Source organism: Cyclobacterium sp. SOCE241 (genome assembly GCF_056867545.1).
The window spans coordinates 6110300-6134411 of record NZ_CP149779.1 but is presented as its reverse complement, the minus strand read 5'-3'; the positions used below and the strand labels follow the sequence as shown (position 1 = coordinate 6134411).

Annotated in this window: 24 protein-coding genes and 3 pseudogenes; 11 read left to right on the top strand and 16 right to left on the bottom strand. The window is 37.7% G+C overall.

The window, feature by feature from the left end:
* Positions 1-126 precede the first annotated feature (126 nt).
* Positions 127-378 carry a hypothetical protein gene (locus WG932_RS31070; protein ID WP_483086470.1) on the bottom strand — a complete coding sequence of 84 codons (252 nt, stop codon included), beginning with the start codon at positions 376-378 and terminating at the stop codon, positions 127-129.
* 137 nt (positions 379-515) lie between these two features.
* Here WG932_RS31070 and WG932_RS31065 point away from each other — a divergent pair, with 137 nt between their 5' ends.
* The 8 genes from WG932_RS31065 to WG932_RS31030 all read left to right on the top strand — a co-directional run bounded on the left by WG932_RS31065 (position 516) and on the right by WG932_RS31030 (position 7362).
* Complete coding sequence (locus WG932_RS31065; RefSeq protein ID WP_483086469.1) at positions 516-800, top strand: endonuclease domain-containing protein; 285 nt, start codon at positions 516-518, stop codon at positions 798-800.
* Positions 801-1400: 600 nt separating this feature from the next.
* Positions 1401-2009, top strand: a complete 609-nt coding sequence (locus tag WG932_RS31060) for a DUF975 family protein (RefSeq protein WP_149394024.1) — start codon at positions 1401-1403, stop codon at positions 2007-2009.
* Positions 2010-2553: 544 nt separating this feature from the next.
* Positions 2554-3393, top strand: a complete 840-nt coding sequence (locus tag WG932_RS31055; RefSeq protein ID WP_339680802.1) for a class I SAM-dependent methyltransferase — start codon at positions 2554-2556, stop codon at positions 3391-3393.
* Positions 3383-3580 carry a hypothetical protein gene (locus tag WG932_RS31050; protein WP_339680804.1) on the top strand — a complete coding sequence of 66 codons (198 nt, stop codon included), beginning with the start codon at positions 3383-3385 and terminating at the stop codon, positions 3578-3580. Before WG932_RS31055 ends, WG932_RS31050 begins: the two co-directional genes overlap by 11 nt.
* An 822-nt stretch (positions 3581-4402) precedes the next feature.
* Positions 4403-4609, top strand: a complete 207-nt coding sequence (locus WG932_RS31045) for a hypothetical protein (RefSeq protein WP_483086468.1) — start codon at positions 4403-4405, stop codon at positions 4607-4609.
* The gene (gene ygiD / locus WG932_RS31040) at positions 4534-5229 is read left to right on the top strand and encodes a 4,5-DOPA-extradiol-dioxygenase (protein WP_483088757.1); all 696 of its coding nucleotides are present in this window, start codon (positions 4534-4536) and stop codon (positions 5227-5229) included. The genes WG932_RS31045 and ygiD overlap by 76 nt, the downstream gene beginning before the upstream one ends.
* Before the next feature lie 80 nt (positions 5230-5309).
* A complete protein-coding gene (locus tag WG932_RS31035) occupies positions 5310-6203 on the top strand; it encodes a penicillin acylase family protein (protein WP_483086467.1) in 894 nt (297 codons plus the stop codon).
* Complete coding sequence (locus WG932_RS31030) at positions 6148-7362, top strand: penicillin acylase family protein (protein WP_483086466.1); 1215 nt, start codon at positions 6148-6150, stop codon at positions 7360-7362. The genes WG932_RS31035 and WG932_RS31030 overlap by 56 nt, the downstream gene beginning before the upstream one ends.
* Positions 7363-7422: 60 nt before the next feature.
* Here WG932_RS31030 and WG932_RS31025 read toward each other — a convergent pair whose 3' ends face one another.
* The 5 genes from WG932_RS31025 to WG932_RS31005 form a co-directional block, all read right to left on the bottom strand.
* Positions 7423-8583, bottom strand: a complete 1161-nt coding sequence (locus WG932_RS31025; protein WP_149394020.1) for an ABC transporter permease — start codon at positions 8581-8583, stop codon at positions 7423-7425.
* A gap of 6 nt (positions 8584-8589) precedes the next feature.
* Positions 8590-8934: a hypothetical protein gene (locus WG932_RS31020; protein ID WP_483086465.1), complete on the bottom strand. Its 345-nt coding sequence runs from the start codon at positions 8932-8934 to the stop codon at positions 8590-8592.
* 14 nt (positions 8935-8948) lie between these two features.
* Positions 8949-9545, bottom strand: coding sequence for an HlyD family secretion protein (locus WG932_RS31015; protein ID WP_483086464.1), 597 nt, complete (start codon positions 9543-9545; stop codon positions 8949-8951).
* A gap of 20 nt (positions 9546-9565) precedes the next feature.
* The gene (locus WG932_RS31010) at positions 9566-10939 is read right to left on the bottom strand and encodes a TolC family protein (RefSeq protein WP_149394018.1); all 1374 of its coding nucleotides are present in this window, start codon (positions 10937-10939) and stop codon (positions 9566-9568) included.
* A gap of 374 nt (positions 10940-11313) precedes the next feature.
* On the bottom strand, positions 11314-11886 hold the full coding sequence (locus WG932_RS31005; RefSeq protein ID WP_149394017.1) for a Crp/Fnr family transcriptional regulator: 573 nt from the start codon (positions 11884-11886) through the stop codon (positions 11314-11316).
* A gap of 186 nt (positions 11887-12072) precedes the next feature.
* Here WG932_RS31005 and WG932_RS31000 point away from each other — a divergent pair, with 186 nt between their 5' ends.
* A complete protein-coding gene (locus WG932_RS31000; RefSeq protein WP_014021501.1) occupies positions 12073-12867 on the top strand; it encodes a HipA family kinase in 795 nt (264 codons plus the stop codon).
* Positions 12845-13228 carry a DUF3037 domain-containing protein gene (locus tag WG932_RS30995; protein ID WP_149394089.1) on the top strand — a complete coding sequence of 128 codons (384 nt, stop codon included), beginning with the start codon at positions 12845-12847 and terminating at the stop codon, positions 13226-13228. The genes WG932_RS31000 and WG932_RS30995 overlap by 23 nt, the downstream gene beginning before the upstream one ends.
* Before the next feature lie 211 nt (positions 13229-13439).
* Here the strand turns inward: WG932_RS30995 and WG932_RS30990 are convergent, their stop codons facing one another.
* The 10 genes and pseudogenes from WG932_RS30990 to WG932_RS30945 all read right to left on the bottom strand — a co-directional run bounded on the left by WG932_RS30990 (position 13440) and on the right by WG932_RS30945 (position 23577).
* Positions 13440-13604, bottom strand: coding sequence for a DUF1328 domain-containing protein (locus tag WG932_RS30990; RefSeq protein WP_014021499.1), 165 nt, complete (start codon positions 13602-13604; stop codon positions 13440-13442).
* 127 nt (positions 13605-13731) lie between these two features.
* Positions 13732-15054: a discoidin domain-containing protein gene (locus tag WG932_RS30985; RefSeq protein WP_483086463.1), complete on the bottom strand. Its 1323-nt coding sequence runs from the start codon at positions 15052-15054 to the stop codon at positions 13732-13734.
* A 91-nt stretch (positions 15055-15145) separates the two neighbouring features.
* Positions 15146-15799 carry an alpha-L-fucosidase gene (locus tag WG932_RS30980; RefSeq protein WP_483086462.1) on the bottom strand — a complete coding sequence of 218 codons (654 nt, stop codon included), beginning with the start codon at positions 15797-15799 and terminating at the stop codon, positions 15146-15148.
* The gene (locus WG932_RS30975) at positions 15789-18383 is read right to left on the bottom strand and encodes a hybrid sensor histidine kinase/response regulator transcription factor (protein ID WP_483086461.1); all 2595 of its coding nucleotides are present in this window, start codon (positions 18381-18383) and stop codon (positions 15789-15791) included. Before WG932_RS30975 ends, WG932_RS30980 begins: the two co-directional genes overlap by 11 nt.
* The gene (locus WG932_RS30970; protein WP_483086460.1) at positions 18374-19489 is read right to left on the bottom strand and encodes a ligand-binding sensor domain-containing protein; all 1116 of its coding nucleotides are present in this window, start codon (positions 19487-19489) and stop codon (positions 18374-18376) included. The genes WG932_RS30975 and WG932_RS30970 overlap by 10 nt, the downstream gene beginning before the upstream one ends.
* A gap of 134 nt (positions 19490-19623) precedes the next feature.
* A complete protein-coding gene (locus WG932_RS30965; RefSeq protein ID WP_483086459.1) occupies positions 19624-19896 on the bottom strand; it encodes a two-component regulator propeller domain-containing protein in 273 nt (90 codons plus the stop codon).
* A 165-nt stretch (positions 19897-20061) separates the two neighbouring features.
* A pseudogene (locus WG932_RS30960) lies at positions 20062-20660 on the bottom strand (Crp/Fnr family transcriptional regulator).
* 75 nt (positions 20661-20735) lie between these two features.
* Positions 20736-21125 carry a DoxX family membrane protein gene (locus tag WG932_RS30955; protein ID WP_014021495.1) on the bottom strand — a complete coding sequence of 130 codons (390 nt, stop codon included), beginning with the start codon at positions 21123-21125 and terminating at the stop codon, positions 20736-20738.
* Positions 21126-21482: 357 nt separating this feature from the next.
* Positions 21483-22801, bottom strand: a pseudogene (ahcY, locus tag WG932_RS30950) (adenosylhomocysteinase).
* Positions 22802-22956: 155 nt separating this feature from the next.
* Positions 22957-23577, bottom strand: coding sequence for a biotin--[acetyl-CoA-carboxylase] ligase (locus WG932_RS30945; RefSeq protein ID WP_483088756.1), 621 nt, complete (start codon positions 23575-23577; stop codon positions 22957-22959).
* A 151-nt stretch (positions 23578-23728) separates the two neighbouring features.
* Here WG932_RS30945 and rsfS point away from each other — a divergent pair.
* Positions 23729-24081: pseudogene (rsfS, locus tag WG932_RS30940) on the top strand (ribosome silencing factor).
* Positions 24082-24112: the final 31 nt, after the last annotated feature.

The window sequence follows — 24112 nt, the reverse complement described above, 5'->3', positions numbered from 1 at the left end:
AACCAAAACCCACATATCCTCTTTTAATCTTTGTTTATTCGCATGAAAAAAGGCATGAATATTTCCTTTCATTATTTTAATTGTTCATAATAATAATAATAAAACTAAGAACAAAGTTACTTAGTCCTAATAATGAATTTCAAAACCTATTAAGCAAATAGAAAACCCGGTGGCCGAACGGAGCCGAAGCCAAGGGGATGTATCCGTATTACCTACTCCTTCAGCTCCGCCCAGGATCCGGTATAAAAAAGGCATAAAAATCCCCCAGCCCCCTTGACAAGAGAGAGTAGCAGAAAAAGACATTTTAGGCTGATTTTCTGAAATTAATTGGGCTGATAAAGCTTGCAGGTAGATCGCATTCGTTAATCCTAAACGCATCAAAATCCCCCTTTAAAAGGGGGTAAGGGGGATTTTTTACGTAAATTTTTAAATAATAAAAATAAAATTTAAAACGCTAAACCCTGTTTTTAAAGAGGAAATCTAGAAAATAAACATATAATTTCTTATATTTTATCATGCATTTTCTTCCTTATGATAAAAATTTAAAAGATTTTTCAAGAGAATTAAGAACTCATTCAACCCTATCCGAAGTTTTACTATGGCAAAAGCTAAAAGGTAGTCAATTTCGAGGCTATGCTTTCAATAGGCAAAAACCATTAGGGCATTTTATTGTTGATTTTTACTCTAAAAAATTACAATTGGTAATCGAAATTGATGGAGATAGCCATTTTTATCCTGAATCGGTTGTTCAAGACCAAAAACGGCAATTGATTTTGGAGAAAATGGACCTCTTTTTCTAAGGTTTTTAGATCGAAATGTCAAGAAATCTATGCCCTATGTTTTAATAGAGATAGGAAATTATATTGATGATTGGGAATTGAAAAATGATATTCCTAAAACCTCATTCTAAACTAGGGATATTTGATTAAAAATCCCCCAGCCCCCTTAATAAGGGGAGTTGCAGCAAATGACATTTTAGGCTGATTTTCTGAAATTAATAGGGCTGATAAAACTTGAAGGTAAACCGCATATGTTAAATCCTAACGTAACAAAGTCCCTCCGCCGCGGCGGAGAGCAAGGGGATTTTTACGTAACTGTCTAACTTACGCGGTACTTAATCAAACACCTCTAAGCACCTATTTAAATCAAGTTGCTTCACTTCAAACCAGACGGCTGAGCGGAGCCGAAGCCTTAGGGCAACGTATCCGTATTACCTACCCCTTCCGCTCAGGGTCCGGTATAAATCAAAACGCACCAAAATCGAAAATAATATTTCAAACTATTGGTCTCGTCTAAAATTTAACCTATATTCAATCGTAAGGGCTAAGCTCTTAGGATTTTACCAACAATTATAAAAGCACAAACGCTACCTAACCACCTAAAACCTGAAAGATATAAACATGGGAACTGAGAATGTAGAATTAATGAAAATGGCACGTGAATCCCTAAAGGGAAATTGGGGGCTGGCCATAGGTACTTTTCTTTTATATATGTTTATCATGGGCTTTTTACAAGGAATGGCGGATTACTATCCGATGATAGCCTTGGGAACGTTGTTAATTACAGGACCTATGACACTAGGTCTGGCCTATTTCTCACTGAGTATTGCCCGCAATCAAAATGCCAGGCTTCAGCAAATATTTGATGGCTTCAATAACTTTGGTACAGCTTTAGGGGCCTATTTATTGATGTTCATTTTTATACTTCTATGGATGCTTTTGCTGATAATACCCGGAATCATTGCGGCCCTTTCCTATGCCATGACTTTCTATATTATCGCTGATGACCCAAACATCGGCCCACTGGATGCCATTGACAAAAGCAAGCAAATGATGAAAGGTTACAAAATGAAGCTTTTCCTTATGTTCTTGATGTTTCTTGGTATGGCTTTGCTTTGTATCCTTACCTTGGGAATTGGATTTTTGTGGTTTATCCCCTTTGCCAATGTGACCCTGGCTAAATTTTATATGGACATAAAAAACAGGAATGTCATCCCTGAAGTTATCTAAAATTATTTTACTAATAAAGAGTAAAGCTATCTCGATAAAAAATTAATCAACCAACCAAGTCCCTTGAATATTGTCAAGGGACTTGGTTTTCTTTTTATAACTCAGCCAATTTACCTATTGAAAGACTAAAATTTCGAATAAACATAAAACCCTCTCAGGGGTGACATTTTTGTAGACAGGGGCAATAGCCCCTGCAATATGGTCTGTAGGCCAGCTGATTTTGGCGGTATTGTTGCTTCTTTTTCTGCAACAATACTGACAAAATCTTATCCTAAATCGAATAGTAACGCCATCTTAAAAAACCAGCAAAATCAGGAAAAATTAAATCTAATCAACTACCTTTATCATCTGTTTTACTGAAATCGACATATCATCTGTATCTTTTTATTAAGGCAAACTCGTCTAACGAGCAATTGCTCCATGGGAATCACCTGATCTCCTATAAACAGATGATAATTACACCCATTTAATTATTTTAATCAATTGTCGCATTGATTTTAAATGTTTTCAACATTTATAGACCTGCGATATATTAATGTTTAAGATGAAAAGTAAACAGTTAATCAATAACAACATCAATCACTTCTACACCAAAGCTTCTGAAGAAACCCGATTGGATAAAGGTATGGGCTTATTTGAATTTGAAAGAACAAAAACACTTATCGCCAAATACTTGCCTTCAATCCCTTCCCGTATCCTAGATATAGGTGGCGGTACCGGAAAGTATTCAGCTTGGCTTGCCCAAAAAAGACATCAAGTCCATTTGGTAGAACCGGTTGACAAGCATATTAAAATCGCCTTAAAAAGAGCCAATAAACGGGGCAATAAATTTCATGTACATCAAGGAGAATCTCGAAAATTAGAATTTCCAAATAATTTTGCTGACCTAATCATTCTCCACGGACCACTTTACCATCTTCAAAAAAAGGAAGACAGGGAATTAACGGTTCGTGAAGCAAAACGGGTTTTAAAAAACAATGGAATTGCTTTGGGTTTTGCGATCAACTATACAGCCTCAACTTTGGTGGGCTTACTAAATGGCTTGATTCACAAAAAATCATTTTTCGAAATGTGTAAAGAAGAATTAACTTCAGGAATACATAACCCACCCCTTGATTTCCCATGGTTATTGGCGGAAGCTTATTATCACAATCCCCCGCAACTCAAAGAAGAGTTTTTGAGTCAGGGATTTATCCATTTGAATACTTATGCAGTGGAAGGTATGGCTTGGTTAGATAAAAATTATTTTGCCAACATGGAAAATAGTGAACGAAGAAAAACCTTATTAGAACTTATTCAGCTCACTGAAAATGACTGTAACCTACTGACTTTCAGTCCACATATGATGATCGCAATTCAAAAAAAATCACCTTATGAAAAATAAAGTACAATTCTTCCAAGCATTGTCAGCAAACAGAGAACAGCACAATGAAATAGATTTAGGAGAACAATTAGGTCTTGATGAGCAAGAAACCCAAGCTATATTGGCTTTGCTCCTATCCGAAAATAAAATCAAATACGAGCGCAAAGGAGTCTGTAATTATTCGCTTATGAAGACAGTGAAAAAATAACCCCCGGTAAATTCCCCTGATCCTACAGGGGAATTTTTTTCGTTCTACTTTTTATTACTATCCTTTCAATACACTTAATATTGAGTCTTCTTCAATGTAAAAAGTCAGGTTCATAGATAATTTATGTTGGCAAGGTTGAATAACCCCCGGTTATCTATTCTAACGAAAATTGGTTTTGGCTGTATTGTTGCTTTTTTTCTGCAACATTACTAACAAAACTTCGACCACCTAAAATCCAAACTAGAAATCCAATCTTATCCTCCACATAATTTTTTTGTGTAAAACTGTTTGAATAATTATGTAAACATAAAAAACCCTGGAAGGGTGATATTTTTGTAGCCAGGGGTGAATAACCCCTGGTTATCTGATTCAATCGAAAATTGATTTTGGCGGTATTGTTGCATTTTTCTGCAACAATACTAACAAAACTTCGACCACCTAAAATCCAAACTAGAAATCCAATCTTATCCTCCACATAATTTTTTTGTGTAATGACTGTTTGAATAATTATGTAAACATAAAAAACCCTGGAAGGGTGATATTTTTGTAGCCAGGGGTGAATAACCCCTGGTTATCTATTCTATCGAAAATTGATTTTGGCGGTATTGTTGGATTTTTCTGCAACAATACTGACAAAATCTTAAGCCTACCTTAAACAAAAACAAGCTCTTCATTTAACATTATTTTTCATACTATTCTACATATTCCAAAACCCAAGTAACCCATTATTGGAAACTAGGAGTATATTTATAGGGGAGCTCTTTTTCAAAGTAATCCTCACCCCAATGAATACTTACATGCCACCCAATAATCATTAAATCAATGCACTTAAAAGCTTTAAACAAACTTTCCGGCTCGTTTTCTAATGCGCAAAAAATGCCTGTTCTATTTTTAGGACACGGCAGCCCTTTGAATGCCATAGAGGAAAACACCTTTGTCGCAAACTTTAAAAAATCGGAAAAGAAATCCCCAAACCAAAGGCTATTTTATGTATTTCAGCCCATTGGGAAACCAAAGGTACTTATGTGACCGCTATGAAAAAGCCAAAAACCATCCATGATTTTGGTGGTTTTCCCCAAGCATTATTTGATGTACAATACCCGGCCCCCGGAAGCCCTTCCCTTGCCCGGGAAACAAAAGATTTAATCACAAAAACTAAAATAGGATTGGATAAAAACTGGGGGCTAGACCACGGTACTTGGAGTGTAGTCAAACATCTTTATCCGAATGCAGAAATACCAACTATCCAAATGAGTTTGGATTATACCAAGTCGCCTAAACACCATTTCGAATTGGCGAAGGAGTTGTCTCAGTTGCGTCAAAAAGGGGTTCTGATCATTGGCAGTGGAAATATGGTACATAATTTAGGTAAAGTGGCCTGGGACAAATTAAAAGGAGAACCATTTGCTTTCGACTGGGCCATGGAAGCCAATGAAAAAATAAAATCCTGGATATTAAATGGGGACTTTCAAAATTTAATAAATTTCAAAAAACAAGGAAAAGCCTTTGACCTTGCCATACCAACCCCGGAACACTATTTGCCACTGCTCTACGCCTTGGCACTTAAACACGACCGAGACAAAACTAGTCTATTTAATGACCAACCCGTGGGTGGTTCTCTATCGATGACTTCGGTAAAATTTGACTAACCCATTCTTAATGCTACACTTATTAACCGATCGGTTATTGAATATAACTCATCTGATAATTCATTAAAATATTTAATCCCGTGTACAAAAAGCTGCTTCTTTTCGTTGTTCCAATTTTTCTAGGTTTAGATTTCCCCAATATTAAGCCGCCCACCGACGAAATTCTTTGGGACAAATGGGGTATTCCTCACATTTATGCCAGCACTGATGACAACCTTTATTATATGATGGGTTGGGCACAAATGCATAACCATGGCAACCTGATCTTAAAACTATATGGTGAAGGAAGGGCAAAATCGAGTGAATATTGGAGCGAAGATATTGGTAGAGATAAATTGTTGCATCAGCTAGGTGTACTCAATGCATCTCAGAAGGCTTATGCACTACTTCCCCAAAAGGAAAAGCAAGTCCTGATCTCTTTTGCCAAAGGGATCAATACCTATGCTGAGCAAAACCCCAATGAACTCGAAGAAAAATATAAAGTGGTATTACCGGTAAAACCCGAAGACATCCTACAACATACCTTTAGGGTTTTTTACTTAGAATTTCTTATCAACCGCAATATTCGGAAAGCGAAAAATTGGTCCGCCGGATCAAATGGATGGGCGATCAACGGAAGTAAAACTACCTCCGGAAACAGTATGCTAATGGCCAACCCGCATCTAAATTGGGATGATTTCTGGTTGTTTTTTGAAGCGCATTTAATAACAGAAACCAACGATTTGTACGGGGCCACCTTGGTAGGCCTTCCTACCATCGGTATAGGCTTCAATAAAAACCTAGGTTGGACCCACACTGTCAATACCTTAGATAATGTAGATCTATACGAACTTACCCTTCAAAATGGGCAATATCAACTCGACAATGAATTTCACGATTTCACTATTGACAGTGTCCAAATTATCGAAAAAACAGGAAGTGAAAAAAGCAACAACAGTGCTGAGAAAACAGTCAGCTTTTGGAATGGTATATAAAGAAGAAGGCAATAAAGCCATTGCCATAAAATGGCCCAATACTGACGGCAAGCTCAATATAATTGGTCAATGGTTGGCCATGGGAGAATCCCAAAACCTTGAACAATTTCAAGAGGCCTTGGCAATTAATGGCCTGCCCCTATTCAATGTAATTTACAGCGACAAAGAAAACAATATCCTGTATCATTTTGGTGGAAATGCCCCTAAAAAAAATGGAGATTGGAAAAAATGGCAAAACATCGTTGCCAGTACCTCCAGCGATGATTTGTGGCAGGGCTACTATTCCTCAGAGGAGGTTCCCACCTACCTAAACCCTGAAAGTGGCTGGATTCAAAATGCCAATGACCCACCCTATACCAGTACCTTTCCTGCAGCAATTAGGCCTGATGATTACCCTTCTCATATGGCTCCAAATGCAATGGGATTTAGACCCCAACGCTCAGCTTTATTGATTAAAGATGCAATGAACCTCAACTTGGATCAACTAATCGCTTTGAAGCATGATACAAAATCGGAATATTTTTTAAGAATAAAAGAAGATTTAAGGAATATCAATTCCATGGAACTGGATAGCTTGACAAAGGAGGCTTTAGAAATATTGCTCAGTTGGAATGGTGCTTTCGAGGCAAATAGCACTGGCCCGGTATTGTTTGGTATGTTAGCAAAGGAACTAGGGAGCAAGGGTGTTTTCGCCGAAGAATGGGATTTTAATGACCCTTTAAACACTCCCAGAAAGTTAAAGGACCTATCTCATGTTACTTCCTCACTTCAAATAGCAGCAGAAAAGCACCAACAAATTTACGGATCCCTAGCTGTTAGCTATGGAGATGTTTACCGTCTAGAGGTTGGGAATCATAGCTATGCTGCAAATGGTGGCGCAGGAAGTTTAGGGATATTTAGAACCATGAATTATTCACCAAAGGGAAAGGGACAATTCATTGCCACGCACGGTGAGACCTACGTTTGTGCCACTGAGTTTGGAAAGGAGGTTACTGCCAAAGCCCTTATGTCATATGGAAATGCCACCCAAGCCCATAGTCCCCATGTAGGAGATCAATTGGAACTGTTTTCCAAAAAGCAACTTAGGAAAGTATTGCTTCAAAGAGAAGATCAATTACAAAACCTAGAAAAAAGAGAGCAATTAAGCCAAATGCAATAGGGTAAATTTGGCGATAGGCTAGACTTTGGCCTCATATCGTCAAATTTACCTGTTTTAAGATTAATTTTGCCTTCTGTTCAATCGGTTAATTTTGAATTGAAGTAACAAAATCATCGTGATAACTGCCACTAAAATTATACCTGTTAGGAACTTTATTTCAGGCATAATCGAAGCTAAATCTCCACCATAAAAAGCTACTTTCCTAAAGCCACTTAAATATTGCGTAACCGGAATAAACTGGGCGACATTCGTGATCAGCTCAGGTATTGCAGAAGTGGGCCATGTAAAGCCACTTAAAATAAAGGCCGGTGTAGAAATCACCATCAACAGCTCCGTAGCTTTCAATTGGCTGGGTATGGCTATCGAAAACAACATTCCAATAAACATAGAAGCGAAGGTCAATAATGTTGTCAAAATTAACATTTGAAAATTGATTACTTCTACCCCAACATTAAAGAAAGTAAGAATCAAACTTATGATTAACCACATAAAGGGAAGCATAATCAAAAAGGGCGTTGCCTTTAAGGCTATGTGGTAAACTGAAGATTTACTTTCTTGTATAAGTTGGCCAAAATACCCATCTTCAAAATCTCTGGAAAAAACCAAGGCCATTGCCAGAAAAATGATTTGTTGCATAATGGCCGCAAGCAATCCAGGCAACATAAACGTCACATAATTACCGGTAGAATTATATAGTTTGTTGAAATTTATTTTAAAACTCTCATAAGCTGCCATGGCTTGATCCGGATGGATTCCTTGCTTTTTAAGCCCTTCTATTTCAATTCCGGCATTGATTGTCATCAACACAGTATTAATATGGTTGCTTGCAGTATTCGCATTCAAAATATTGGCCATATTTAGATCAACTCTGACTTCAGGATGCCGTTTTTGTAAAAGGTCTTTCTCAAAATCACTTGGCAAAGTAATGACAGCAATATACGGATTGACAGGCATTTCCCTTTTAATATTCCCCGGAACGGTACGAACATCTTTCACATCTAAACCTTCATTGTCCTCAAAAGCATCGATTATCTTATCTGTAGCAGGACTTTGGTCTTGGTCTACTATGACAATCGGTAAATTTTTGACCTTTGCTTGTTGGTACACAAAGCCGAATAAAATCCCATAGCCTACAGGTGCTCCAAAGAAGATGGCCATCAATACACTATTAGAAAAAATACGCTTGAACTCTAACTTCAATAAACCTATGAATTTTTTCATTTTCTTTTACTTTATAAGAAAGGTCGCATTCATGTATAATTTTTGAGCTGATACATCTGATGTAGGTACTACTTTCAATTCGTATATGGACTCAGACAATTCGTACAAAGGAGCTGTGCTTGTAATATCAGCGTATTTGGCAAGTTGTTTAATGGCTACAATTTTAGCCACTACCTCTTCTTTAGTAAAAGGATTTAACAGTGTCAAAGATTCTTCCAACTCAAAATCATAAATTTTGGATTCAGGTATGGTAAACCTAAAGTATACACCATTGGTTTTGTAACCATTGAAAAGGGTATACCCGGGACTAAGCAACTCCCCCTTATCCAAACTGATGGTTTCAATTGACATGTCGGCAGGAGCAATTACATACTGTTCTCTTGAGGCAGAAACAACCTCTTCTTTGGCTCCCTTAGCTCTATCAAGTTGCCCTTTTGCTTGTTCAATTTGTTCTTCTCTTGCTCCTTTTTTACTTCATCCCGCTTTGCAGACAAAGCGGCCACTTGAGCTTTTGCCATGTTTAATTTCATTTTCACCTCATCAAACTGTTGCTGAGTTACCAGAGAATCCATAAACATGGCTTCCAATCTGTTGTAAGACTCTTGAGCAAAATCCAGCTGGGCTTTTCCCGCATTCAATTGTTCATTTATCTGATTCAATTGTTCTGCAGTTGCCCCATTAAATGCCATATTTAACTGACCTTTGGCAGCCAATATAGCACCCTCAGCTTGAAGCATTTTGGCCTGCACTTCCGGGATATTGATGATGGCCAAGGTGTCACCTTCCTTAACTTTTTGCCCTTCCTCTACAAAAATTTCATCTACTCTCCCTGCAAGTTTGCTACTTACCGAAATGGTTTCAAATTTCACTTTGCCCCTATAAGGGCTGATTTGCTCTTGCTGACAGGAATTTAAGGCCAGTAATGTTAAACTGCCTAGTAATATATTTTTATACGCATTCATTTTCTTGATTTTTTTGTAGGTTAGTAATTTAGAATCCCTTTGGCATGAAGCAAATCTGCCACTGCTCTTCTTTCTTGAAAATAGGATTGTTGTAAATTAAAATTGGCCTTTTCAACATCGTTTAATGCATCCAACACCTCATTGATCGAAGCCAAGTTATTTTTAAATTGTGTATTGACCATCTCATAATTTTCTTTGGCCAGTTCAACTTCCTTTTGCACAATTTTGGTATTCATCAAGGCCGCTTCATAGCTAATTTCCGCTTTGGAAATCCCCAATGCAATCATTTCATTGGCATCTGCAATTTGCTCTCTATACTTGGCTGTTTCCAGCTGAATTTTCCTTCTTTTCAATCGGGATTGATTGCCATCAAAAACATTCCACTTGAGGCCTACACCTATATACCATTTAGGGTCAAGCAGGGATAAATTTTCTTCCAAAAACTCATAATGTCCCTTTAATGCTACTTTTGGAATAAAGTTGCTCTTCAGCATTTTGGCCTGATATTGCGTGGCTTTTTCTGCTTCTTCTAAGGCTTTGATTTCATTGCGTTTTTCACCGCTCACTTCACCATCCACAGCAAATGAATGCAACTGAGGGTTCAGCATTTGCAAGTCCACTCTGCTTTCACCCGTAAGCTGATGTAAGGCTTCGATCAACAGTGTATTGTTGTGTTCAAACTCAAGTTTTTTACCCTCCAATTGTTGCTTTGCCAAGGCTATTTTATTCCTGCTTATAGGGGTAGCCAGACCATTTTCAATGGCTTTATTGACATACAGCACTTGCTCATTGAGGTAATTTTCCGTGCTTTTTAGTACTTTTTTAGAAGCTTTTACCAAGGCAAGTTGATCATAGGTTTCGATAATCTTTAAGGCAATTTTATCCTCTTCCGCCAATCCTAAATAATTCAAGGATGCTTCCTTGTGTTTGCTTGCCTGCAGTGCATTGCTTGCTTCCAAACCGCTAAACAAAACCCAATCTACATCTACAGAAGACCTAAGAATATTTTGATTCTGTAATACAGGGACTTCTTGAAGTGGGATATCATTGGGGAAAGTGGAGTTGAATGGCAAGCCAATTGCATCTTTAATTACAAGCTTTTGTGTCTCGGTTAAAAGGGTTGTGGTATTCTCATCAAATGTAATGTCTTCATTCAAGTGGGTATAACTTCCATTCAAAGTTATTTTAGGCAAGAATACCGATTTCGCCAATTGCTGATCCACCTTTGCTTGTTCCACCTCAAATCCATTGCTATTGAGCCCATGGCTTTTATCTAGCCCTTTGTCGATCAAATCTTTTAAGATAGGATCCAATTGCTGCCCCTTGGTGATTGAAGGCAACGCCGTTACAAGCACTATCAATAGCATTACTAATGCTCCTTTGTATGGTTTCATGGTAAATCATTTAATAATTACCCTACAAAGGTCCTGGAACTACAAGAATTTTCTTTTGACCTATATCAAAAAGTGAAACATGGAAACGGAAAACAGGTTAAAATTGCGTCTTTTATCACTACCTATTGACTGAAAAATCAAAGCTAGCATGAAACATCGCCAGTATTTGTTTTTGAATCCGGGTTATTATTAGGAATACCTGGGCTTTCTCAGATAGGAATCCAATCATAAGAATATCAGGATATTAGGAGATTTTTACTCAGCATTTCTATATCCACTTTCTCCAATAAGCATAACTTTTGAAGGCCGAAAAAAGCCTAACAATCTTGTTTGTTATGAGTGGTCGATATTAATAAAGACTTTTCAAGTATGAATTATTTACTCGAATTGCTTTTCCTAATCCGACTCAAAGTTTCTTGCGTCATGCCTAAATAAGAGGCAATATGACCTAGTGGGACTTGATAAGCGATGTCCGGAAATTCAGCCAACATGTACTCGTACCGTTCTTTTGCCGTTTGGAATTGAATGGCGTTTAGTTTATTTACAACCTTGGTGAGCATTTCGGTGGTAACCAACCTTCCCAACTTCTCCATTTTTGGATAGGTATCAAATAATTCATCCAATTTCCCCTTAGAAATGCTGTAAATCACTGCATCTTCCAAAATTTCGATATAATATAAACTGGGACATTGTTGAAAAAAACTGTCGGCACTGGCCATAAATTTACCACTTCCAAAAAACCATTGGGTGATCTCTTTCCCAGACTGGTTGAGGTAATGGCTTCTACCCAAACCACTTTCTATAAAATACAAGGTTTTTGACACTTCTCCCTGGCGAACAAGCAATTGATTCTTAGCAACCGTCTCTTTGGTAAAGTGCCTAAGGATGTCATCTAGTTCCTCTGTGGTAAAAGGCACCAAAGCTTTTAAAAAATCAGAAAGATTCATATCAATTTATTGGGGTAGCTATACAATTCAATTCAAGCAAATTTAACAGCTCTTGCTGCGAATCAATGAAATCCTTTATTTTTTTTTAATTTCTTAGAGCTAATTAAAGTTCAGTTAAATATTTGTACCGAAATTGTATGGTCATGGGGATTAATCAATTTATATAGTCCCATATTCTCAAAATTTATGGAACAAAAACTTCAATTGCGAACAGTCAATGTAACCAGATATATGCAAGCTCTCAGGGAAGGGGGTTCACTTCCTGCACTTGCTGCCGCAGACGATGGCTTCAAATATGTGTTAAAATTTCGCGGGGCCGGTCAACGGGAAAAGGCGCTAATCGCTGAGCTCCTTGGTGGTGAAATTGCCCGGATTTTAGGTCTTAAAGTTCCTGAACTTGTATTTGCCAATTTGGATCCTGCCTTTGGTCGTTCAGAAGGTGATGAAGAAATTCAGGATTTACTAAAGGGAAGTCAAGGTTTGAACTTGGCCTTGCATTATTTATCCGGGGCCATAAATTATGATCCTGTAGCTACTAAAATTGACACTTTTCTCGCCTCTAAAATTGTATGGTTAGATCTTTTGATCACAAATGTGGACCGAACTTTTAGAAACACAAATATGCTGATGTGGAACAGAGAGCTTTGGCTAATTGATCATGGTGCAGCATTTTTATTCCAACATGGATGGACAAGATGGAAAGAAAATGCAACCAAGCCTTTTCCTATTATTGCCAACCATGTTTTGCTCCAACAGGCAGAAAAATTAGACCAAGTCAATGAGGAATTCTCCTCTCTTTTAAGTAAAGAGAAGATAGATGCTATCGTATCGCTAATTCCTGAGGAATGGCTACTCGCCGGAAGAGATGGAGATAATGCAGCAGAATTAAGAACAGTTTATGCAGATTTTCTGAAGTTAAGAATGTCCTATTCAGATCAATTCACCAAAGAAGCCAATGATGCAAGAAAATCACTTATATGAGTATGCTATCCTTCGGGTTGTTCCAAGGGTGGAGCGGGAGGAATTTGTAAATGTTGGCGTTATTTTGTGCGACCACAAAAGTAATTTTCTAGATGTCAAACTTCACTTCTGTCGGAAAAAAATTGTGACTTTGGATGCAGATGCAGATTTAGAAATGATCCATGAAAATTTAAAATCTTTTGAAAAGATTTGCAAAGGAGAAAACGATGGTGGACCAATAGCAAATATGGATCTTGCTTCTAGGTTTAGGTGGCTTACAGCAGTAAGAAGCTCAATAATTCAAACTTCCAGACCTCATCCGGGACTAAGTAAAGATCTTCCAAAAACCCTTCAGCAACTTTTTGAAGAGTATGTGATGTAATAAAATTAATAGCCAAAACTTCAAATCTTTAAGAAAGTTACTTTATTCATTAGGCCATAAAATACAAATCCCGCCCGCAAATTTCTATCGGGAGGGATTTGTATTTAACCCATATTAAGTAATAGGGTTTGAGATTAGTTTTGAATGGCGAGAAAATCAGGCTGATTTTCTCGCCATTCAACCCATAATTGATGGTCGATTGCATTGGGATTTAAAATCCATTAACACCGCCTGCCACAAGGCTAATCAACAATAGAACAATAAATATATAAAAGATAACTTTAGCTATTGAGGCCAAACCGGAGGCTATTCCTCCAAAACCTAACACCGCAGCGATTAAAGCTACAACAAGAAATGTAATTACCCATGTCAACATAATATCAGTGGTTTATAGTTAAAAATTGATTCAATCAATTGGTTACAAAAACCAATCCAGTATAACGGGTAACAATCGCTAAGTCCTTATTGCGGTGTATTTTAACCGATCAAGCTACTTTTTTGATTTATTCAGTTAATAACACCCCAATTTCGGCAAAAGTAGCAGCTTGGCCATCGGTTGTACTTTTGGCAACCAATCGAATATACCTAGCTGTTCGGGGTTCAAATTCTACTTGTTGTTCTATGGGACTATTGGCTATATTACCAAACTCCCCAGATGCAGCCTTTTGCCAGTTTTTCCCATCCAGGCTAGTATAAAATTCAAAGTCCTTGATCAATCCTGACATGTACCGGGTCTGCATAGGGTAATAGGTAAAACCGGAAACCTCCTGAGTTTCTCCCATATCTATGCTTGCCCTGTTTTGTTTACTGGTATAGTTGGTGGAAGGGTCATCATCAATCAGGTGGTTGGCATCCTTTTCCGGAGCTATTACCACCCACTTTTTCTTGGCTAAAGAAAAAGTTATCGTTATCGGTTCGCTAAATTTTCCTGTGATCGGATCCTTGGAGACTGCCTTCAAAGTTCCGGGCTTGATAAGTTCAAAGCTATTTTCGTAAGCAAGGCCATCAGTTTTTGGATCACTTCCATCCAAAGTGTAAAAGGACAGCAAGCCTTCTTCACTTAGATCAAACCTTACCAGACCATTTTTATCCCTGGAAATTGTAGGAGGTAATAATAATTTAGGCGCATTGTAAAATGCAAGGTGACTAATAACCGGGCTTTCTTTGGCATCATGAACGGTGAACCTCACTGCCGATGTTTTGGTATCCGGAAGTCTAAGTATTCTTTTATAACCTATGGTGGTCTCCTTGGCCAAGGGTTCCCATTGCCCATTCTCATTTTTGATTTCAAGCTCAAAAGACTTCACCCTTTGTCCTAAGGAAATATTCTCTTGCACCAAAAAGCGGTTAAAAGTTTGTTCTTCACCAAAATCTATGGTAACTGTTGCAGGCAGTTCTCCTGATTTGGGATTCCAAAATGTTTCCATTTCAGGTTGGAGCAAATTACCCACCATGTGCTCGCCATTTTCTGAAGATGCCGATAAATTGCTAACACTTAAGGAAACCTTTTGGCTAAAATCTTCTTTAACCTTTGTCACCAATTTCATGAGCTGTTGCACATCATTTTCGTGAATTTGCCCTGTTCTATCTACGGGGAAATTTAGCAACAAGGAGCTATTTCTGCCAATACTATTATAATAAATGTCCAACAATTCCGGAAGAGACCTTACCTTATGGTCTTCATAAGCATGGTAATACCAGCCCGGACGGATAGAAACATCAGCTTCTGCAGGTACCCAATGGGTGCCATTTTCCTGTCCTGAAGAATATTTTTTGAGTATTCTGGCATACCACCATAAATTGAATCTCTCATTAGGTTTGACCAAGTGGTGGGGTAGGCAAAACCATGTTCATTTCCAACCCACCTCACATCGGGGCCTGCATCTCCGAAGATCACAGCGTTGGGCTGCAATTCTCTTACAATTTCAATTGTCGAAGGCCAGTCGTAATAATTTTTTTATCTACTCTTCGCTCTTCATTGGCACCACCATAAAAGCCGGTACCTCCATTTGCACCATCAAACCAGACTTCAAATATCTCCCCATAATTGGTCAATAATTCTCGAAGTTGCTCCCTGAAAACAGAAATATACTCCGGTGTGCCATAGGTAGAATGATTTCTATCCCAAGGTGAAAGGTATACACCAAATTTCAGTCCCTCAGCCCTGAAAGCTTCAGACACTTCTTTGATAATATCCCCTTTACCATCTTTCCAAGCTGCATTCTTTACCGAATGCTCAGTAGTGGCTGTAGGCCAAAGACAAAATCCATCATGATGCTTTGCAGTTATTATTATGCCTTTCATGCCTGCTTCCTTGCATACCTTTGCCCATTGCTTCGGGTTAAAATCTGTGGGATTAAAAAGAGAAGGGTCTTCATCCCCCATGCCCCACTCCATATTGGTAAAAGTATTCATGTTGAAATGTGCAAAAGCATAAAATTCTAAATCTTGCCAAGCCAGTTGCTTTTCATCCGGTATTGGATGAACAGGAGCTATGGGCTCAGTTTCAGTCTGACGACAGCTCGCCAAAAGGACAAGAGTAAGGACAAATAGTAATTGTTTACGCATCATTTTTGTTTTGTTTTTGATATTGTGAAGGTAAAGTTCCAAAATAATTTTTAAAGTGTTTCGAAAAATACTTGGCATTATTAAACCCAACTTGATAAGCCACCTCTGAAACCGAAAACTGGTTTAACCTTAATAATTGGGCAGCCCTTTGCAGCCGAATGGATCGGATAAATTCCAAAGGACTTTGTCCTGTTAGGGCATTGCATTTTTTATACAAATGCATTCTGCTCATCCCTAATTCTTTGCTCAAGGTTTCTACAGAAAAGTCCGGATTTTCTATTTCACTTTCTACTAAAGCAATGGCTTTTTGTATCAATTTATCATCCAATGACACCAATTCCGGCTCACTGGTTTGGACAGATATGATTTTCTGATAATGTTGCTGTAGTCTACTTTTTTCCTCCAAAAGATTTTGTAAACCAGAACGAAGAAGCTCAAGGTTAAAGGGCTTTTCAAGGTATAAATTGCAACCGGAGGCCATTCCGGATAAATGGGCTTCTTCCGCAGTTTTCGCGGTCAGTAATACCACGGGTATGTGGGAGGTTTTAAGATTGCTTTTAATGTGTTTACACAAGGTTACCCCATCCATTTCCGGCATCATAATATCGGAAAGAATTATATCGGGTATCTTTTCTTGCGCTATTATTAATGCTTTTTCACCATTGGCTGCTTGGTCTATTACATAATCCTCCTTTAGCACCTCATAGAGGTATTGCCTAAGGTCTACATTATCTTCCACCAGAAGAAGTTTCGGCTTTTGGTCAACCCCTTCTTTCAGGTTTTCTTCAAGCAATTCCTCCCCATCAGAAAATAAAGATTCACCCCCAAAAGGCTTGCACCCCTTCCTTAGCTCTAGTGGAATTCTAACCGTAAATGTTGACCCCTGCCCAATTTCGCTATCTAAGCTAACCTCCCCACCATGCATTTTAGCAAATTCATCTACCAATGCTAGACCAATTCCTGTTCCCTGATTTTGGTTGGCATTGGTGGTATAGTACCTTTCAAAGACTCGTTTCTGAAGATGTTTAGGTATACCTATGCCAGAATCTATTACATGAATTGTCAAAACCCCTTGATTTGGACCATCTTGCCTGAAGCTTAATCCCACCTCAATTCGCCCACCTTCATTCGTAAACTTAAAGGCATTGGACATTAGGTTATTGATGATTTTTTCAATCTTATCTGAATCAAATGAACAATGTAAATTTTCTACTTCAGTACTGAAGGACAATTCAATATTGGTATGAATAGAAAGACTCTGAAAAGCAAGCACTTGATCCTTAATCAATGCTACAATATCACCTTCAGCCTTAACCAATTGAATGCTTTGCATTTCAATATTCCTAATGTCCATTAATTGGTTGACAAGCGTCAATAATTTAAGGGCATTTTTCTGAATTGTTTTTAAGTGGAAATTTGTCGAACCTTCTACATACTCCTCTCTTAATTTTTCTATAGGCGCCAAAATCAAGGTAAGCGGAGTTCTAAATTCGTGGCTTACATTGGTAAAAAAACGACTTTTCATTTGGTCTAATTCAGCCCGTCTTTGGATTTCTTTAATTTCTCCCTGCCTTTTTATTCTGAGACGTTCTTTGTTTACAAACCACCTCCACGTGACACCCAATAACAATAAAAATGACAATGAATAAATAAGGTAGGCTACACCGGTTTTCCAAAAAGGGGCCAAAACCTCTATATCCAAAGCTGCTGTTTCAGACCCCGGAATACCATCTATACTAGAGGCTTTTACCAATAGTTGGTACTTACCGGGATCCAAATTTGTAAAGGTAACTTCAAATGGAGGCTCCGTAAGGTTAGTCCAATCATTGCTAAAGCCTTCCAATTTATATTGGAAACTGCTTTTTTCCGGATTAAGGTAATTCATTGAAGAAAATGAAACGGCAAAAATGTTTTCATCATGGTTCAATTGAATGCTGCGAGAATGATCCAAAGGTTCTTTCAATAAAACCCGGCCATTTACATTTTCATTCACGGATACCTGCCGGTTGAATAATGAGAAGGCTGAGAAAACCACCTGTGGTTCATCTTCATGAAATGAAAAAGCCGTGGGATCTACAAAATTGAAACCATCCGACCCACCGAAATAGATGTCTCCTTTTTTAGCAATGAACATCGCATTTTTATTGAAATAATCTCCTTGAAGACCATCTCTTGCATTGAACACCCTAAAATCAGCTTTCAATTTAGGGCCGGATCTGTCTATCATCGCATGAATGATACCCTCTTGAGAGCTCAACCATAAGTCTCCAAGGGAATCTGCAACTAAACTGACCAAAAATTCATTTTTTAACCCGTCTGATCGATCGAAAACGACAAATTGAGAGGTCTGATCATCGTAATAGCAAAGGCCTTTATGGGTACTAATCCATATCTTTCCGTATTTATCTTTGATAAGGTCTGAAACTTCATTGCTACTTAAACCTGATTCATCTCCTATGCCTCCCGGAAAATACTTATAATATCCGGTTTCCGGATTAAAGACATCGATGCCCTTTATCCCTGCGGACCAAATATTTCCGTGCTCATCCTCAGTTATTCCGGTAATGTAGAGGTTTTTTAACGCCAATCCGTTCCCGGCTTCAGTAAACTGTACAAAGGAATTTTCCGCCTGGTTGTATAAAAAAGTCCCTCTCTAAGCGTACCTATCCACAATCGCTTTTTACTGTCTTCATAAAGGTTCCAAATATTATTGTCCTTTAAAGTTCCGGCATTTTTTTCCATCCCCGGTTCAAAGTGTATCAAAGATTCATTGTCATAGGCATACAAACCATTCTGGTAAGTACCTATCCATAACACGCCTTCACTATCCGTCAATAAGTCTACAACCACCAAATCTTTTGGGAGTGAGGTTCTCCCAAATGTTACAACATCTGTAATTGCACCATCTTCAGGGGAATATTGCCATAAACCTCCCCCATTGGTTCCGATAAATATATTTCCAGCTGCATCTTCTTCAAAGGCATTTACATCATTCATTGGGTAGGGCTTGCTTAGGTCTATTTCTCTTTTCACCAAAGCAAACCTGCTAAAATCAGGGTGGTATAACTCTACACCCTTTTTGTGGGTGCCAATCCAAACTATACCCTGATCATCTTCAAACAATGAATAGACAGCGTTATGGGATAAAGAGTAAGGATTATCCGGTTGATTTAAAAGATAACGAACTTTACTCTTATCTGTATTGATAATATTTATTCCCCCATGGTCTGTACCTATCCATACCTCACCATTGGAGCGGGGCAAAACTGCTTTTACCAATGAATTATTCAGTTTTAACCCCTTCGAGTTTTCATTGATAGCCTTTAAGGTTTGGGTCTTTCGATCTAGATAAAAAACGCCCAAAGCAAAATTAGGACAGAAAACCCAAGCACCGCCCTGCTTGTCAAGCTTGATTTTAAAATTAAACCTTTGGTTCCTACCATATTCTTCATCTATTTCGAATTGACCGGAAACTTTTAATGACTCGCCTGACAGAATGTCTACTGAGCCATTGTCATAAACCAACCAGATATCACCATTCAAATCTTCTTGGATATCCGTTACATTATTAAAACTCAAACTTGCCGTTTCAGAAGGTTTACTTATTAAGTATTTTGACTCATCCTTTTCCGGAAAATATAATGTCAGTCCATCAAAGGGATGTAAAAACCATAACCTCTTTTGTGAATCCACAAAAATTTTATTTACCTCCTTACTTTTTAATTTGTATCGGTTTTTGATGGCATCAAAATCTCGGATAAAAACTCCCTTATTTTTAATGTATACGTTGAAAATGGAATCCTCATTTTTCAGCCAAAGATCTCCGCCTATCCCCTCAAAAATATCATAAACATCATTGCTATATAGCGCATTTGAATCACTTTCATCTGCAAAAAAGTTTTTATGGTTGTTCCATCATATCGGTTTAGCCCATTGCTTGTCCCAAACCACATATACCCATCGGAGTCTTTAAAAATAGCCTGTACATGACCGCTAGACAGCTTTTGATCAGTTTGAAGCTTCCTTAAATTATACTCTTGCCCTAAAAGATTTGAAAAACAAGAAAATACAGCAAAGAGCAAAAGATGCCATCGAATCATAAACCTAAGATAATGACAATAAGGTAAAATTAAAATCACCCTTAGCAAATAAGACCATGACTATTTTAATCAAGGGAAAGCGACAGGTTTTCCTCGATCTATTATAAATAATAACTTTACAATTAGTTTTTGATACCCTTATTAAAAAATCCAATTTTCGGTTGATCAGTTCATCTGACTAATCAATTCCTCAAAATCATCTCTTATATAAATCACATTCCTACCTAATTCGATCCAATTTTTTTCTCTAATTGTTTGAGTAACCTTGAAATCACCTCTCTAGAAGTGCCCAATTCATTGGCGATTTCCTGATGGGTGGTGGAAAGTTCATTGGTTTTCAACTGCTTCATTTTTGTAACCAAATACCGCATCAATCTTTCGTCCATGCGTTTAAATGCAACAGCATCAAGTGTTTTCAGCAATTCTTGAAATTTTATTCGGTACGAATCTGTCACATAATCCTTCCATTGTTTGAACTCCTCTGTCCATTTTTCGTGCTTATCCACAGGAACACTCAGAATCACGCAATCTTCCTCAGCCACAGCCCTAATCTCACTTGGTTTATAAGATGAACAACAAGTTAAGGATAAAGCACAGGTTTCTCCCGGGTCTATGTAGTACAATAAGAGCTCTCTTCCTTCTTCATCTAAGCGCAAGACTTTAATGCTTCCACTTAGCAAAATAGGAACCATTTTAATGAATTGGCCGGGTTCTATTATCGCCTCCCCGCTTTTTACTTCAATGATTCTACCTTCATTACCCAAAGCAGCTAATAGTTTAGAATCAGAAAAAATGTCAAATAACTGTTTAAGTTTTCTTTTGTTATCATCTCACCTAACTTAATCCTTTTTACTATCTAAGGCAAATGCATTGGCTTGATTAAATTCATAAACCAAAATAAAAAACAGCAAATGAATCATCTGAGAAGGCAAAGCAGACCAGTTTTCAATTAAAGATGTTCCTGCAATTAATGCCAGCATTAAAAAACCACCTACAATAGCTGCGCGTTTGGTTTGCCAGCCTATGATTAGAAGTAAACCCAATAAGAACTCTATAAATGGAAGTGCAAAACTAAAAGGGATAAGTAAAAAGTCCGGAAGTGGAGCGCTCTGAAAATTATTGATCATCCCCTCGCTAAAAGCATTAAGTTTTGGAATCCTTACCAAACCATGGCCCAGCATACTTATGCCAATGCCTAATCTAACCATTAAATATGATACTGATTTCATAATTTGTGTATTATCATTTAATCTATGAATACTAATTAACACAGTTTTACTTCTAATCACTCCATAAGGTTGTAATTTTTTTCAGTTTCAAATTTGAAGTGAAATTCCTCCCCTTAGCAAGAGCATGTGATAGAATTTCCTGAGTCTTCTCAATGAGCCTTATAATAGCAAAGCATTGCTAGGTTAAGATTGCAAGCAAAAAAGAAGTAGCTGATCTTGAGGTCTTTTCAGCCAATTTAAGTTGTCTATTGCAGTATTTTGATTTAACCCTAAATCGAATTAACAATAGAAATGATCTATTTAAAACAAAAAAACCCCAATCCTATCGATTGAGGTTTTTTATTAATTATTTTTTATTTAATACCTGTAATAATCAGGCTTAAATGGTCCTTGAGGAGCTACACCGATATATTCGGCCTGGTCTTCAGACAATTGATCCAGTTCAACGCCTAATTTTTTAAGGTGCAATTCAGCAACCTTTTCATCCAAATGCTTGGGCAACATATATACTCCCGGCTTGTATTGGTCGGTATTGTTCCACAATTCTAATTGTGCTAAGGTTTGATTAGCAAATGAGTTGGACATCACAAACGATGGGTGGCCGGTAGCACAACCCAAATTAACAAGTCTACCTTCAGCCAAAATAATGATGTCGTTTCCATCAACATTGTAAAGATCTACTTGAGGCTTAATTTCATCTTTGGTATCACCATAAGCACCATTCAACCAGGCCATATCAATTTCATTATCAAAATGGCCAATGTTACAAACAATGGCTTTGTCTTTAAGTGACCTAAAATGCGCTTCAGTAATAATGTCTTTATTGCCGGTAGCTGTAACTACAATATCAGCTTCTTTAACTGCATCAATCATTTTCTTAACTTCGAAACCATCCATTGCCGCTTGTAAAGCGCAAATTGGATCCACTTCAGAAACGATCACTCTAGCACCTGCTCCACGAAGAGAAGCAGCTGATCCTTTCCCAACATCTCCATAACCTGCCACAGCGGCTACTTTTCCGGCCATCATTACATCGGTGGCCCGTCTTATGGCATCCACCAATGACTCTTTACAACCATACTTGTTGTCAAACTTAGACTTGGTAACAGAATCGTTTACATTGATTGCAGGAATTGGCAATGTGCCATTCTTCATCCTTTCGTAAAGCCTATGTACTCCTGTGGTGGTTTCTTCCGAAAGTCCTTTAATATTGGCCACTAATTCAGGGTATTTATCCAATACCATGTTGGTCAAATCTCCACCATCATCCAAAATCATGTTCAAAGGCTTTTTTCTTCACCAAAGAAAAGTGTTTGTTCAATACACCAATCAAAGTCTTTTTCGGAAAGCCCTTTCCATGCATAGACACTCACACCTGCTGCGGCCACAGCTGCTGCGGCATGATCTTGAGTAGAAAAAATATTACAAGAAGACCAAGTAACCTCAGCACCCAAAGCGACCAAAGTTTCGATCAATACTGCAGTTTGAATTGTCATGTGAAGACAACCCGCAATTCTTGCCCCTTTCAAAGGCTGGGATTCCCCAAATTCTTCTCTTAAGGACATTAGTCCGGGCATTTCACTTTCGGCAAGTCTAATTTCTTTTCGACCGTAATCGGCAAGAGAAATATCCTTTACTTTGTATTGAACGTATTCCTGTGATTTCGTTGCTGACATATTTGAAATTATATAGTTTCTAGGAAAATTTTGTCAAATTTAGCTATAAGTGGACACAAATGAAAATTAGTCATTTCTAATTAGTCTAATTTGTTTAAGCTCATAACGAATTTGTTCTCCATTTTGTTTACTCATTTCCAAATGGCCAAAATTTCCTACTCCGGTAATTTTACCTGAAAAATCTCACCATCATCATATGTGGCCCACTTATCAAACAGATAAAGCATGTTTTGATAGGTTTCTTTGATGGACTTAAATGATTTGGTTTGTAAATGGCGGTACCATATTTCAACATGCCTTAAAATTTCGCTCAGGACTTCGTTCAAATCCAGTTCAGTTCCTGTAATGTCTTTCAATGATATGGCTCCCCTGGTTTTAAAATCAGTTTGATTGACATTGATACCCAAGCCAATGATGGAATGATCCAAGTATTGTCCTTTTATACGATTTTCCAGCAACATCCCTCCTAGTTTTTTGCCGTCGTAATAAAAATCATTCGGCCACTTCACTGTCAGGTCATTCACATAGCGATTGAGGCCTTGTTTAACGCCGATAGCAATGGCCATATTCAAAATAAATTGATCGTTGATGGATAAAAAGGTAGGAAATAAAACCATAGAAAAAGTCAAGTTAAGCCCGGGTGATGATTCCCACTGGCTCCCTCTTTGCCCTTTACCCTTGGTTTGATTGTATGCAATGACAACAGCCCCTTCATGAATGAGCCCTGATCGAACCATAGAAAGCGCAACCTCGTTGGTAGAGTGACAGTCTGTCAGGTTTATAATTTCTTTTCCTAAAAAACAGTATTGGCAAGGATTTTATGCATCTATTATTAGTTATTTCACCCCATAATCTGGATATTTAATGTTTCATCTCAAGTTATGGATAACAAAGTAAATAAATTTAAATTACACGATAAATAAATATATGACGGCAGAAGAGCTGTGCAAAGTTATTGTAAAAGGAATGGAAGATAAAAAAGCTTCTAACATCGTATTGATGGACTTGAGAGATATCTTTAGCACGATGACTGATTTTTTGTGATTTGTTCAGCCACATCCGACACACAGGTAGATGGTATTTCCAACGCAATCGAAGAAGAAGTTTATAAAACGAATAAAGAAAGACCTTGGATGAGTGAAGGAAAAAACACGCGTCAATGGGTCCTACTGGACTATGCAAATGTTGTCGTTCATATTTTCTTAAAAGATACGCGAGAGTTTTACCAATTAGAAGAACTTTGGGGGGATGCTAAGATCACCAAAATCGAATCTCAATAATACTATGGATAGAAACTTTCCTTTATCTTAT

Coding starts and splice junctions, on each gene's coding strand:
- WG932_RS31070 (WP_483086470.1), bottom strand. CDS start 378: ATGCGTTTAGGATTAACGAATGCGATCTACCTGCAAGCTTTATCAGCC.
- WG932_RS31065 (WP_483086469.1), top strand. CDS start 516: ATGCATTTTCTTCCTTATGATAAAAATTTAAAAGATTTTTCAAGAGAA.
- WG932_RS31060 (WP_149394024.1), top strand. CDS start 1,401: ATGGGAACTGAGAATGTAGAATTAATGAAAATGGCACGTGAATCCCTA.
- WG932_RS31055 (WP_339680802.1), top strand. CDS start 2,554: ATGAAAAGTAAACAGTTAATCAATAACAACATCAATCACTTCTACACC.
- WG932_RS31050 (WP_339680804.1), top strand. CDS start 3,383: ATGAAAAATAAAGTACAATTCTTCCAAGCATTGTCAGCAAACAGAGAA.
- WG932_RS31045 (WP_483086468.1), top strand. CDS start 4,403: ATGCACTTAAAAGCTTTAAACAAACTTTCCGGCTCGTTTTCTAATGCG.
- WG932_RS31025 (WP_149394020.1), bottom strand. CDS start 8,583: ATGAAAAAATTCATAGGTTTATTGAAGTTAGAGTTCAAGCGTATTTTT.
- WG932_RS31020 (WP_483086465.1), bottom strand. CDS start 8,934: ATGTCAATTGAAACCATCAGTTTGGATAAGGGGGAGTTGCTTAGTCCC.
- WG932_RS31015 (WP_483086464.1), bottom strand. CDS start 9,545: ATGAATGCGTATAAAAATATATTACTAGGCAGTTTAACATTACTGGCC.
- WG932_RS31010 (WP_149394018.1), bottom strand. CDS start 10,939: ATGAAACCATACAAAGGAGCATTAGTAATGCTATTGATAGTGCTTGTA.
- WG932_RS31005 (WP_149394017.1), bottom strand. CDS start 11,886: ATGAATCTTTCTGATTTTTTAAAAGCTTTGGTGCCTTTTACCACAGAG.
- WG932_RS31000 (WP_014021501.1), top strand. CDS start 12,073: ATGGAACAAAAACTTCAATTGCGAACAGTCAATGTAACCAGATATATG.
- WG932_RS30995 (WP_149394089.1), top strand. CDS start 12,845: ATGCAAGAAAATCACTTATATGAGTATGCTATCCTTCGGGTTGTTCCA.
- WG932_RS30990 (WP_014021499.1), bottom strand. CDS start 13,604: ATGTTGACATGGGTAATTACATTTCTTGTTGTAGCTTTAATCGCTGCG.
- WG932_RS30980 (WP_483086462.1), bottom strand. CDS start 15,799: ATGATGCGTAAACAATTACTATTTGTCCTTACTCTTGTCCTTTTGGCG.
- WG932_RS30965 (WP_483086459.1), bottom strand. CDS start 19,896: ATGATTCGATGGCATCTTTTGCTCTTTGCTGTATTTTCTTGTTTTTCA.
- WG932_RS30955 (WP_014021495.1), bottom strand. CDS start 21,125: ATGAAATCAGTATCATATTTAATGGTTAGATTAGGCATTGGCATAAGT.